This window comes from Blastococcus sp. KM273129 (genome assembly GCF_021698995.1).
Classification (GTDB): domain Bacteria; phylum Actinomycetota; class Actinomycetes; order Mycobacteriales; family Geodermatophilaceae; genus Blastococcus.
In genome coordinates this window covers 1-11,375 of the sequence record NZ_SSXB01000115.1, presented here as the reverse complement: position 1 = coordinate 11,375, position 11,375 = coordinate 1, and the positions used below count along the sequence as shown (strand labels likewise).

Annotated in this window: 13 protein-coding genes; 4 read left to right on the top strand and 9 right to left on the bottom strand. The window is 76.0% G+C overall.

Going from position 1 to position 11,375, the window contains the following annotated elements; translation table 11 throughout:
* Positions 1–90 precede the first annotated feature (90 nt).
* The 5 genes from E9565_RS20595 to pdhA are packed head-to-tail and all read right to left on the bottom strand — an operon-like array spanning position 91 to position 4,961.
* Entirely contained in the window at positions 91–1,251 is a 1,161-nt protein-coding gene (locus E9565_RS20595) for an AGE family epimerase/isomerase (RefSeq protein ID WP_236836616.1), read from the bottom strand.
* Positions 1,248–1,610 (bottom strand): hypothetical protein, encoded by a 363-nt coding sequence (locus E9565_RS20590; protein WP_236828560.1) that lies wholly within the window; start codon positions 1,608–1,610, stop codon positions 1,248–1,250. Before E9565_RS20590 ends, E9565_RS20595 begins: the two co-directional genes overlap by 4 nt.
* Positions 1,611–1,635: 25 nt before the next feature.
* Positions 1,636–2,841 carry a dihydrolipoamide acetyltransferase family protein gene (locus tag E9565_RS23440; protein ID WP_236836615.1) on the bottom strand — a complete coding sequence of 402 codons (1,206 nt, stop codon included), beginning with the start codon at positions 2,839–2,841 and terminating at the stop codon, positions 1,636–1,638.
* A gap of 3 nt (positions 2,842–2,844) precedes the next feature.
* Positions 2,845–3,825 (bottom strand): alpha-ketoacid dehydrogenase subunit beta, encoded by a 981-nt coding sequence (locus E9565_RS20580; RefSeq protein WP_236828559.1) that lies wholly within the window; start codon positions 3,823–3,825, stop codon positions 2,845–2,847.
* The gene (gene pdhA / locus E9565_RS20575) at positions 3,822–4,961 is read right to left on the bottom strand and encodes a pyruvate dehydrogenase (acetyl-transferring) E1 component subunit alpha (RefSeq protein WP_374201469.1); all 1,140 of its coding nucleotides are present in this window, start codon (positions 4,959–4,961) and stop codon (positions 3,822–3,824) included. Before pdhA ends, E9565_RS20580 begins: the two co-directional genes overlap by 4 nt.
* Positions 4,962–5,178: 217 nt before the next feature.
* On the opposite strand from pdhA, the gene E9565_RS20570 reads away from it, so the two are divergent.
* Positions 5,179–5,652: an Lrp/AsnC family transcriptional regulator gene (locus E9565_RS20570; protein WP_236828558.1), complete on the top strand. Its 474-nt coding sequence runs from the start codon at positions 5,179–5,181 to the stop codon at positions 5,650–5,652.
* Here the strand turns inward: E9565_RS20570 and E9565_RS20565 are convergent.
* Positions 5,649–5,900 carry a DUF3253 domain-containing protein gene (locus E9565_RS20565; RefSeq protein ID WP_236836614.1) on the bottom strand — a complete coding sequence of 84 codons (252 nt, stop codon included), beginning with the start codon at positions 5,898–5,900 and terminating at the stop codon, positions 5,649–5,651. The genes E9565_RS20570 and E9565_RS20565 overlap by 4 nt on opposite strands.
* An 81-nt stretch (positions 5,901–5,981) precedes the next feature.
* On the opposite strand from E9565_RS20565, the gene E9565_RS20560 reads away from it, so the two are divergent.
* A complete protein-coding gene (locus tag E9565_RS20560; RefSeq protein WP_236828556.1) occupies positions 5,982–6,500 on the top strand; it encodes a hypothetical protein in 519 nt (172 codons plus the stop codon).
* 57 nt (positions 6,501–6,557) lie between these two features.
* On the opposite strand, the gene E9565_RS20555 is transcribed toward E9565_RS20560, so the two are convergent.
* Together E9565_RS20555 and E9565_RS20550 are read right to left on the bottom strand one after the other, a co-directional pair.
* Entirely contained in the window at positions 6,558–7,880 is a 1,323-nt protein-coding gene (locus E9565_RS20555; protein ID WP_236828555.1) for a serine hydrolase, read from the bottom strand.
* Between the two features lie 34 nt (positions 7,881–7,914).
* Positions 7,915–8,238 (bottom strand): DUF3817 domain-containing protein, encoded by a 324-nt coding sequence (locus E9565_RS20550; protein WP_236828554.1) that lies wholly within the window; start codon positions 8,236–8,238, stop codon positions 7,915–7,917.
* Positions 8,239–8,352: 114 nt separating this feature from the next.
* Between E9565_RS20550 and E9565_RS20545 the strand changes: the two genes are divergently transcribed.
* Positions 8,353–8,898 (top strand): hypothetical protein, encoded by a 546-nt coding sequence (locus E9565_RS20545; RefSeq protein ID WP_236828553.1) that lies wholly within the window; start codon positions 8,353–8,355, stop codon positions 8,896–8,898.
* Between the two features lie 3 nt (positions 8,899–8,901).
* Here E9565_RS20545 and E9565_RS20540 read toward each other — a convergent pair whose 3' ends face one another.
* A complete protein-coding gene (locus tag E9565_RS20540; protein ID WP_236828552.1) occupies positions 8,902–9,975 on the bottom strand; it encodes an NlpC/P60 family protein in 1,074 nt (357 codons plus the stop codon).
* 384 nt (positions 9,976–10,359) lie between these two features.
* Here E9565_RS20540 and E9565_RS20535 point away from each other — a divergent pair, with 384 nt between their 5' ends.
* Positions 10,360–11,265: a YhjD/YihY/BrkB family envelope integrity protein gene (locus E9565_RS20535; protein ID WP_236836613.1), complete on the top strand. Its 906-nt coding sequence runs from the start codon at positions 10,360–10,362 to the stop codon at positions 11,263–11,265.
* The last annotated feature ends 110 nt before the right edge of the window (positions 11,266–11,375 follow it).

Here is an 11,375-nt window from a genome sequence, read left to right as displayed (position 1 = left end):
AAAGGCACGAGGCCAGTCAGAGCAAGGGTCACGCCCGCTGCCGCCAGCAGTCAGCCCATCACCGACGAACCGACCCGGCCAGCCTCACAGTCAGCGCAGCGCGGCCGCGATGCTGCCCCGCACCGGCAGGTCGGCCAGGAGCAGCATCTGCGCCAGGTGGTAGGCGTCGGGCTGCCCGCTCCACGTGCCCTCCGCCACCTCCCCCGAGGGCGACAGCTCGTGGTGCCAGCTGCCCGTGACGGGATCGGCGAAGCGCTCCTCGCCGTGCGCCCGCCAGCGGTCGGCCAGCTGCCGGTACCGCGGCTCCCCGGTGACCCGGGCCAGCACGGCGGCGGCCGCGACCGCCTCGCAGAGCACCCAGTGCATGCGGGCGCCCACGACCGGCCGGTCGTCCCAGCCGAGGGTGTACGGGAAGCCGTCAGCCCCGTCGGCGGCCCAGCCGCGGGTCGCCGCCGCCTCGAACAGCGCGACGGCGTCCTCGAGCAGCCAGGTCGGCGGGTCGGGCAGGGCCGCCCGGAGGTGCAGCGCGAGCCGGGCCCACTCGAACTGGTGCCCCACCGTCACGCCGTAGGGCTGGAAGGGGTCGGCCGGGCGGTCGCGGTTGTGGTCGGGCAGCGGCTCCCAGGCGGCGGTGAAGTGCTCGGGCAGCCGCCACTCCCGCGCGCGGGCGAAGCCGTGCACGACCCGCTCGGTGCTGCGCAGCGCCTGACCGCGCAGCCGCTCGGCCAGCGCCGCGTCGTCCACCGCATCGGCGGCGGCGAGCACCGCCTCGACGCCGTGCATGTTGGCGTTGGCGCCCCGGTAGGCCGAGAGCGTCGTCCAGCCGGCGTCCCACTCGTCCACGGCCAGCCCGGCACCGGCGTCCCAGAACCGCTCCTGCCAGACGCCGACGGCCTCGTCGAGCAGTGCCCGGCCGCCGTCGACACCGGCGGTGGCGGCCGTGGCACCGGCCAGGACGACGAACGCGTGCACGTAGGCCGCCTTCGTCCCGTCGTCGCCGGCCGCGCGCCAGCCGCCGTACCGGGCGTCGTGCAGCGGCCCGCCGCGCAGCGCGGCCACGCCGTGGCCGGCCAGGTCGCCCGCGCCGGGCCGGCCCAGCAGGGCGGCCAGCCCGAACACGTGGGTCATCCGGGCGACGATCCACGTCTCCTGCGGCCGGGGCAGCACCCTCCCGTCCGAGCCGAGGTAACCGAACCCGTCGGGCACCCGGGAGCGCGCCGCGAACTCCAGCAGCCGGTCGAGGTCGGTCATGCGGTGTGCTCGCCGGCGATGCCCAGCGCGAGCCGGACGGTGGCCACCATGATCACCACGAGCCCGGCCAGGTGCACCAGCCCCGCGCCGATGTTCGGGCTGCCGGGAGCGATCAGGTCGAGGACCACCAGGGCCAGGAGGACGACGAGGACCAGCCCGCCCACCCGCCGCGGGCCGTCCCCCGGGGAGCTCAGGAGCAGCACCGCGGCGGCGAGGGCGAGGGCGTACCCCGCGAACTGGACGAACGCCGGCGCCAGGCCCTGCTCCGACGCCGGCCGGCTCCCGCTCACCACGATGGCCACCCCGCTGCAGAGCGCGAAGAGCAGCAGCAGGACGAGAGCCGTCCGACGTCGGTCCACGAGCGCACCCTCCCGCGAGCGACGGTCAGAACGCCAGCGCCGTCCCCGGATCGTGCAGCAACGCCCCGACGTCGGCCAGGAACCGCGAGCCGAGCTCGCCGTCGATGATCCGGTGGTCGAAGGAGAGCGCCAGCTGGGTCACCTGCCGCGGGCGGACCTTGCCCTTGTGCACCCAGGGCATCTCCCGCACGGCGCCGAAGGCCAGGATCGCCGACTCCCCGGGGTTGAGGATCGGCGTGCCGGTGTCGACCCCGAACACGCCCACGTTGGTGATCGTCAGCGTGCCGCCGGTCATGTCCTCCGGCGCGGTGCGGCCGGCGCGGGCCGTCTCGGTCAGCTCGGCGAGGGCGCCCGCCAGCTCGGCCAGGGAGAGCCGGCCGGCGTCCTTGACGTTGGGCACGATCAGCCCGCGCGGCGTGGCGGCCGCGATGCCCAGGTTCACCTGCCCGTGGACGACGATCTCCTGCGCCGCCTCGTCCCAGGAGCTGTTGACCAGCGGATGCCGCCGGGCGGCCAGCAGCACCGCCCGGGCGACGAACAGCAGCGGGCTGACCTTCACCCCGGCGAGCTCCGGCCGGGCGGCCAGCCGGCTGCGCAGCTTCATCGTGCGGGTGACGTCGACGGTGAGGAACTCGGTGGCGTGCGGCGCGGTGAAGGCGCTGGCCTGGCGGCCGACCTCCAGCCCGCCGTGGCGGACGGGCTTGGTGCGCATGTCCGGGGCGGTCGCCAGCAGCGGCGGGCCGTCGTCGGAGGGCAGCGGCGGCCGGTCGGTGCCGCCGGAGCCGTAGTCGGCACCGGGCAGGGCGGTCGCGCGGGCTGCGGCCGCCGCACCCGAGCGGCGCGGCCGACGGCGGGCCTCGGTGGTGCGGGGCCCGTAGCCGACCAGGACGGCGGTGCGGCCCCCCGGGGCGGCCCCGCCGATCAGCCCCGCGGCCGGCTCCGGGCTCCCGGCGGCCTGCTCACCGGAGGACTCCGCCGCCGGGGCCCCACCACCCACGTCGATGGTGATGATCGGCGCGCCGACGTCGACCATCGTGCCCGCCTCGTGGAGCAGCTCGACGACGGTGCCGGCCCACGGCGAGGGCAGCTCGACGGCGGCCTTGGCCGTCTCCACCTCGCACAGCGGCTGGTTGACCGCCACCGTGTCGCCGACGGCCACCATCCACTGGAGGATCTCGCCCTCGGTGAGCCCCTCACCGACGTCGGGGAGCTTGAACTGTCGCTGGGTCACGGCTCAGAACTCCATCGCGCGGTCGACGGCGTCCAGCACCCTGTCGAGGTCGGGGAGGTACTCCTCCTCGAGCTTCGACGGCGGGTAGGGGGTGTCGAACCCCCCGACCCGCAGGACCGGCGCCTCCAGGGAGTGGAAGCAGGTCTCGGTCACCCGGGCGGCGATCTCCGCGCCGAGCCCGAGGGTCACCGGCGCCTCGTGGACGACGACGCAGCGGCCCGTGCGGCGCACCGACTCGAACACCGGCTCCAGGTCCAGCGGCGAGACGGTGCGCAGGTCGACGACCTCCAGCGAGCGCCCCTCCTCGGCGACCGCCTCGGCGGCCTGCAGCGCCGTCTTCACCATGGGGCCGTAGGCGAGCACCGTGACGTCGTCGCCACCGCGGACGACGCGCGAGGCGAACAGCGGGTCGGGCGTCGCGCCGGTGTCGACCTCGGCCTTCTCCCAGTACCGCCGCTTGGGCTCGAGGAAGACGATCGGGTCGGGGTGGGCGATCGCCTGCTGGATGCCCCAGTAGGCGTCGACCGGGTTGCTGACGGCGACCACCTTGAGCCCGGCGGTGTGCGCGAAGTACGCCTCGGGGCTCTCGCTGTGGTGCTCGACCGCGCCGATGCCGCCGCCGAAGGGGATGCGGATGACGATCGGCATCGGCAACCGGCCCTGGGAGCGGGCGTGCATCTTCGCGACCTGGGTGACGATCTGGTTGTAGGCGGGGAAGACGAAGCCGTCGAACTGGATCTCGCAGACGGGCCGGTAGCCGCGCATCGCCAGCCCCACGGCGGTGCCCAGGATGCCGGCCTCGGCCAGGGGCGTGTCGACGACGCGCGCCTCCCCGAAGTCCTTCTGCAGGCCGTCGGTGATGCGGAAGACGCCGCCGAGCTTGCCGATGTCCTCCCCCATCAGCACGACCTTGGCGTCGTCCTCCATCGCCTTGCGCAGGCCCAGGTTCAGGGCCTTGCCGATGGTCAGGGTCTCGGTGCTCACTCGCCGGCCTCCTCGAAGCTCGCGCGGTAGGCGACGAACTCGTCGCGCTGGGCGGCCAGCCACGGGGTCTGCTCCGCGTACACGGTGTCGAACATGGCGGCCGGGTCCGGGTCGGGCATCTCGACGGTGCCGCTGCGGATCCGCTCGGCGAGCTCGTCGGCCTCGCGCTCGACCGAGTCGAAGAACGCGCTGTCCGCCTTCTCCTGGCGGGAGAGGTACGCCTTGAGCCGGGCGATCGGGTCGCGCAGCTTCCACTCCTCGAGCTCGCTGGCCAACCGGTAGCGGGTGGGGTCGTCGGAGGTGGTGTGCGCGCCCATGCGGTAGGTGAACGCCTCGATGAACGTCGGCCCCTGGCCCTCGCGGGCGGCCTGCAGCGCCTGCCGGGTGACGGCCAGGACGGCCAGGACGTCGTTGCCGTCGACCCGCACGCCCGGGAAGCCGAAACCCGCGGCACGCTGGTACAGCGGGACGCGCGACTGCCGCTCCAGCGGCACGCTGATCGCGTACTGGTTGTTCTGGCAGAAGAAGACGACGGGGGCCGAGAAGCTGGCCGCCCAGATCATCGCCTCGTTCACCTCGCCCTGGCTGGTCGCGCCGTCGCCGAGGAACGCCAGCGTGGCGGTCTCGGCACCGTCGCGCTGCAGGCCCATGGCGTAGCCGGTGGCGTGCAGGCACTGCGCGCCGATGACCACGGTGTAGAGGTTGAAGCCCGTGGCCACCGGGTCCCAGCCGCCGTTGTCCACGCCGCGGAACAGGCTGATCACGTGCAGCGGGTCGACCCCGCGGGTCCAGGCGACGCCGTGCTCGCGGTAGGTGGGGAAGGCCATGTCGGAGGGGGCCATCGCGCGGCCGGCGCCGATCTGCGCCGCCTCCTGGCCCAGCAGCGAGGCCCAGATGCCGAGCTCGCCCTGCCGCTGCAGGGCGGTCGCCTCGACGTCCCACCGGCGGACCAGCACCAGGTCGCGGTAAAGGTCGCGCAGCTCCTCGTCGGAGATCTCCAGCGCGTAGTCGGGGTGCTCGACCCGCTCGCCCTCGGGCGTGAGCAGCTGCACCAGCTGCGACCGCTGCGGCAGGTGGGGGGCGGCGGCCCCCGGGACGGGGTCGACCATCTCCGTGGTCTCGGGCAACGCTGTCACCGGTCGCGCTCCTCGCCGTCGGCCACCGCCGCCGGGGTCACCGGCGGCGCGGTGGTGCTGGACGTTCCGGACCACCGGGTGTGGCGGCCCTCACACATCCTGGCACGGTCGCCCCGCCGCTGGCCAGCCCTCGGGCGCTTCGATCTGCGCAGGACGAGGTGGGGTGATTGCGCAGAAAGGTCCCCGCAGGCCGCTCGGAGCTGCCAGACTGCACAGCGTGCCGGAGATCGACGCCACGGACGCTCGGCTGCTGCTGGCCCTCACCGAGGACCCTCGGGCCAGCGTGATGGCGCTGTCCCAGCGGCTCGGGCTCGCCCGCAACACCGTCCAGACCCGGTTGGCCCGGCTGGAGAGCAACGGCGTCCTCGGCCCGCTCGACCAGCGGGTCCGCCCCGAGGCGCTGGGGTACCGGCTGACCGCTTACATGTCGGTGCAGGTGGCGCAGCGCGGGCTGGCCGAGGTCAGCGACGCCCTGGCCGGGCTCCCCGAGGTGCTCGAGGTGACCGGGCTGTCGGGGGCCACCGACCTGCTCGTCCACGTGGCGGCCACCGACGCCGACCACCTGTGGCGCACCACCGAGGCGGTGCTGGCCATCCCCGGTGTCCAGCGCGTGGACACCGCCCTGGCGATGCGCCGGTTCGTCGAGCGGCGCGTGGGCCCGCTGCTGCACCGCGCCGCCGGGAGCTCCTAGCGGGGTCTGCGGATCCGGACCGGCCCCCGGGCGCTGCGCGCGTCCACCACGGCGCCGTCCTGCGTGACCTCGACTGCGCCGGCGTCGGCCAGCCGGCCCGCTGCGCTGCGCGCATCCGGCACGAGGTCCCGCCAGCGTGCGGGGTCGACGGCGCGAGCAGCCTCCGACGGGCAGATGGACGCCTCCGGGCGGCGGCGCGCGAGGAGCTCCCCGATGGCGCGCTCCAGCCGCGCGGCGACGTCGTCCACCCGCCCAGCGTGGGTTTCCCGTCCCCCGACCGCCAGCCGGGTGGCGGTGTGCCGCGCCGGCGCCCGGGTACGGGACGGCCCATGGCGAAGCGCACCCCGCTGGGGCGGACGGGCAAGGGCAGGCGCGGCATCAGCACGCTGGGCTGGGCGCTCCGGGGGGCGGCCGCGGGAGCCGCCGGCACCACCGCGCTCAACGCCGTCACCTACCTGGACATGGTGGCGCGCGGCCGGGGCAGCAGCTCCACCCCCGAGCAGACCGTCGAGAAGCTGGCCGCGGCGGCGCACGTGCCCATCCCCGGCGACGAGCAGACCCGGCAGAACCGGGTGCAGGGGCTCGGGCCGATGACGGGGCTGGTGGCCGGCGTCGGGGTCGGCGTGGTCGGCGGGCTGGCCCGGGCCTCGGGGCTGCTCTCCACCAAGCCCGTGGGCACGGTGCTGACCGGCCTGGGCGCGATGCTGGCGGCCAACGGCCCGATGGCCGTCCTCGGCGTCACCGACCCGCGCACGTGGTCGGCGACCGACTGGCTGAGCGACCTGGTGCCACACCTGGCCTACGGGCTGGTCGTCAAGAGCACGATCGACGCCTTCGACCGCCCCTGACACGGCCCGGCGACGATCAGGTCCGCGGGTCCCCTGATCGTGGCCCCGGCGGACGGGTCAGCGCCAGCCGCGCTCGTCCACGCCGCCGGGCACCGGGGCGGCCGGGTCGTAGGGCGTGCGGGTGAAGACGAAGGTGCCGAGGTCCAGGTGGTCGTCCGCGATGCGCAGCGCCTCCCCCGCGAAGTAGCCGTCCAGCCCCCGCCAGGCACCGTCGTCCGCCCGGGCGAAGCGGCTGGCCCGCCCCGGGCGCCCCGGCAGCGGCCCCAGGTGCAGCAGCCCGCCGCTGACCGAGCGCAGCACGTACGGCGCGGGCCCCCAGAACCAGACGCCGAGGCTCTCCAGGGGCAACGGCGAGGGCGCGGGCACCCACGCCTCGACGACCCGCGGCTCGGCGACCCGCAGGTCGGCCAGCAGCCCGAACACCAGCGGGTCCAGCCCGCTGGTGGTGTTGGCCAGCGACACCGCGCCCGCCTGCTCCTCGCGGTCGACGAACACGCCGGCGAGGAAGCCGGGCATCGAGCCGCCGTGCCCGACCAGCGTCCGCCCGTCCACCCGCAGCACCTGGAGACCCAGCCCGTAGGCCGACCAGCCCGGCGCCGACGAGTCCACGCCGGCCGGCACCGTCATCTCCTCCAGCGTCGCGGGGTCCAGCACGTCGGCGGTGTCCCCGAGCAGGAAGGCGGCGAACCGGCCGAGGTCGGCCAGCGACGCCCACAGCTGCCCCGCGGCGGCCATCACGCCGGCGTGGTGCTCGGGCTCGGGCAGCACGACGTCGGCCCACGGGTGCACCGCGTAGCCCTCGGCGGCCGGCGCCACCGGGCGCGGCGTGGTGCGGGCCATGCCGAGCGGCGCCAGCACCTCGGCGGTGACGACGTCGTCCCAGGACCGGCCGCGCAGCCGGGCCACGAGCTCACCGAGGAGGCCGAAGCCGAGGTTGGAGTAGTGGAACCGCCGGGCAGCACCGAGGACGACGTCGGTCTCGCCCAGGCCCAGCTCGTCCAGTGAACCGCCCGGGGTGCGCTCCCACCATCCGCCGGGGCTCTCCGCGGAGGCACCGGCGAGGTGGGAGAGCAGCTGCCCGACGGTGCGGTCGCCGAGCGGGGTGCCGGGCAGGTGGCGCTCCAGCGGGTCGTCGAGCCGCAGCAGCCCTTCGTCGCGCAGCCGCAGGACGACGACCGCCGTCACCGTCTTGCTGATCGACCCGAGCCGGTACTGGACGTCGGTGTGCCGCCCGGGCACCTCGCCGCGGCCGGCCGACCACACCAGCCCGCCGTCCCGGACGACGCCGGCGACCAGCCCGGGCGCCCGCCCGTCGCGCTGCACCCGCGCCGTGCGGGCCAGCAGGAGGCGAGCGGTGGAGGGCAGCACGGGCTCGGGCATGACGGCGACCGTAGCGACCGCCCCGCCCGGCGGATCAGGCGGTCAGCGCCTCGCGCGCGGGCAGCGCACCGGTGCGGGTGGCCCACCGCTCGAACCAGACGGTGGCCAGCGGCGGCACCGAGGCGGCCAGTGCGAGCAGCGTCGTGGACAGCGACCAGCGCAGCACCCGGGCGGCGACGAGGGCCACCACGACGTAGACGACGAAGACGCCGCCGTGGATGGGCCCGAACACCTGGACGCCGACCTCGGAGGTCTGCAGCACCCACTTCACGAACATCCCGGCCAGCAGGCCGACCCAGGTGATCGCCTCGGCGATGGCGACGAGGCGGAAGGCGGTGGTGACGGTGCGCGGGTTCAACGGGCGTCCTCGGTTCCGGGGGCGGGGTCCGCGCGGTCAACGACCGGGCCGGCGGCGGCGTCCCCGCCCGGGGTGTGATGTTCGCGGCAGCGGGGAGGGTGGCAGGGTCGGCCCGTGCGCGGACTGGCCCGGCGGGAGTTCTGCCTGGTGCTGCTGCGCCGGATGGCCGACATCCGGCCCGACCTGACGGCGGAGGCGCTGCCGAGGCTCGGTGCCACCCGCGGCGAGGCGCACGCCGCGCACACCCGCTGGCAAGCTCTCCAGCACTCGCGGCGGGCCCCGCGCGGGCTGGCCCTGCGCACCGCGGTGCTCGGCCCTCCGGAGGAGCTGGAGGACCGGCGCGTCGGCGACCTGGACCTCCAGGTGCGGCGCTGGCCGCTGCCGCTGTGGCCGCACCAGTGGTGGGAGGTCGTCAGCGGGCCCGGCGGCGCGGTGCTGCACGAGCACCTCGCCCGGGCGCCGGGCTCACCGGTGCCGGCGGCCGGCCCGGACCGGCTGCTGGTGTGGGAGCACGTGCTCGACGACGTCGCCGGGCTCCCCGGCGGGCGCGGCGTCGCGACCGGCGTGCCCACCCGCTCGGAGGTCCACCTCCCCGGCGGGGTGCGGGCGGTGTTCGTCTGGGGGCTGCTCCAGCAGGTCAGCGGGCCGGGCTCGGGCTAGGGGTCAGCCCGCGACGCGCCGTGCCCCGGCGTACCCGCCCATCGAGTCGATGCTGGCGACCTTGACGACGTCGCCCGACGTCGGCGCGTGCACCATCTGGCCGTTGCCGATGTAGATGCCCACGTGGCTGATCGGGCTGTAGAAGAACACCAGGTCGCCAGGGCGCAGCTCGGCGCGGGAGACCGCCCGGCCGACGCCCGCCTGGTTGCGGCTCGCCCGGGGCAGGGAGATCCCCGCCGCGCGGTAGGCGTAGGAGGTCAGCCCGGAGCAGTCGAAGGCGCTGGGCCCCGTGGCCGCCCACACGTAGGGCTTGCCCCGCTGCGCCATGGCGGCGTCCACGGCCTTCTGCGCCGCCGCGCTGTCGGCAACCACCGGGGCGGCGGGCGCCGGCGCCTCGCGCTCGTCACGGCTGGCGCGCTGCGGCTCGCCCCCGCGCTCCTCGGCGTGGTGGGCCTCGGCCACGGCCTGGCGCTCGGCGGTGCTCAGCCGGTCGAACTGGGCGCGGAACTCGTCGACCTGCTCCTGCAGCTCGGCCTGCTGCACGGCGATGGAGTCGTAGGTGGCCCGCGCCTGCGCGGCGGCCTCCTGCGCCGTCGCCTGGGCCTGGGCGGCGGCCACGCCGGCCTCGGCGGCCTGCGCCAGCACCACGCCCTGGTGCCCGGAGATGGTCTCCAGAATGCTCACGCGGCTGACGAACTCGTCGGCCGACTCGCTGGTGAGCAGGGCCTGGAAGGAGCCCAGGCCCTCGCCGGTCCAGGCGCTGCGCGCGATGCCGCGCACCTGCTCCTGGGCGCGGGCGAGGTCGGCGGTGGCCTGCTGCAGCTGCGCGGCGGCGGCCTCGGCGGCGGCCTGCTGGGCGGTCAGCGTGTCGCGCGCCTCGTTGAACTGCTCGGTAACGACCTCGAGCTGGTGGCCGCGCTCGGCGAGCAGCCGGGCCGCCTCGCCGGACGTGCCGGGCGAGCCGGGGTTCGCGGAGGCGGGGACCGTGGCGAGCAGGATGCCGACGGCGCCGGCCAGGGACAGCCCCACCCGGCCGGCGGTGCGGCGGCGGGCGGGGGTGCGCAGGGGGGTCGCCATGGTGCGGCGGCTCTCCGATCTCGTCCACGGCCGCCTCCCGGGCCCGGCCGGCCTCTGCGCGCGCACCGGGACGGAGGGGTCCGTCCCATCACGGTGCCGCAGCGGTCCCGGTCCGGCACCGCACCTGCGCGGGTGCCCGGCTCGCTCGACGGCGTCCGGCGGAGGTCACTCGGCAGTGACGGAAAGCCCCGACGGACGTACTCACCGTAGGGGCCGTGACCCGGTCGTGACAATGCTCGGAACAACATTCGTGTAGTTCTCCCTGCGCGCTGAGTCACAGCCGCCCCAGCCACCCGGGATCTCCCGCCAGCCCCAGCCGGTGGGCGCCGGGCCGTACCGGTTTCGGCCCGGCCGCACCGGACCACTACCGGAGGATGGACCGCCGTGAGCCCCTCCCGTGACCGGCCGCCCGTGAGCCGGTGGCCGCGGGGCGTTGCGGTGCTGCGCGGCCTGCCCGCGGGGGTACGGGCCCGGCTGCGGGGCCGCGACCTCATGCTGATCGCCGCCGGGCTCACCTTCTACGCGGGCATCGCCGTCGTCCCGCTGCTCGTGCTGTCGTTCGGGATCACCGCCTGGATCACCTCCTCCCAGCGGGTGCGCGAGCTCGGCGAGCGGGTCGGTGACCTGCTGCCCGGTGAACTGGGCGCGCCGGCCGCGCTCGACCGGCTGGTCGAGGCCGGGGCCGGCCTGGACCCGCTGGGGGCGCTGCTGGCCCTGCTGCCGATGTCCCTCTACGGCGAGGGGCTCCGGCGCGCCCTGCTGCGGTTCTCCGAGCGACGGCACGAGGGCCACACCGCCTGGCGCGGCCGGCTCGCGGCGCTGCCCCTGCTGCTGCTCGCCCCGGTGCTGCTCTACCCGCTGCTGCTCGCCGCGGCGCAGATGGCCGACCTGGCCGACCGCGGCGGCGCCCTCGCCACGACCGGCCAGGTGGCCCTCGGCTACTACGCGGTGCTGGCGGCGCTGACGCTGCCGCTGGCCTGGGGGTTCCGCGTCGTCGGCGGGGGCCGCGTGCGGTGGCGCTCGCTGCTGGTCGGGGCCCTGTTCACCGCCGCCTGCCTGTCGGGCTTCCTCCAGGGCTTCGTGCTGTTCCTGGCGCTGCCGCTGGACCTCGGCGCACCGTTCGGCGACCTGGACGTCGTGGGCGGCGTCGTCGCGCTCGCCCTGTGGCTCTTCCTGCTCCACCTGGTCGTGCTGCTCGGCTGGCTCACCACCCAGACGCTGGACGAGCTCGCCGGCGACCGGTCAGCGCCGCGGCGGCGGGTAGGGGAACCGGTCGAGCCACGTCTCTGACACCGGGCCGCCCGGATCCTGCGGCTCGCCGGTACCCGGCTCCTGCGTCACCGGCGGGGGCGCGGGCGCCGGGTCGGGCACCGGCGCGGGCGGCGGCTCCGGTACCGGCG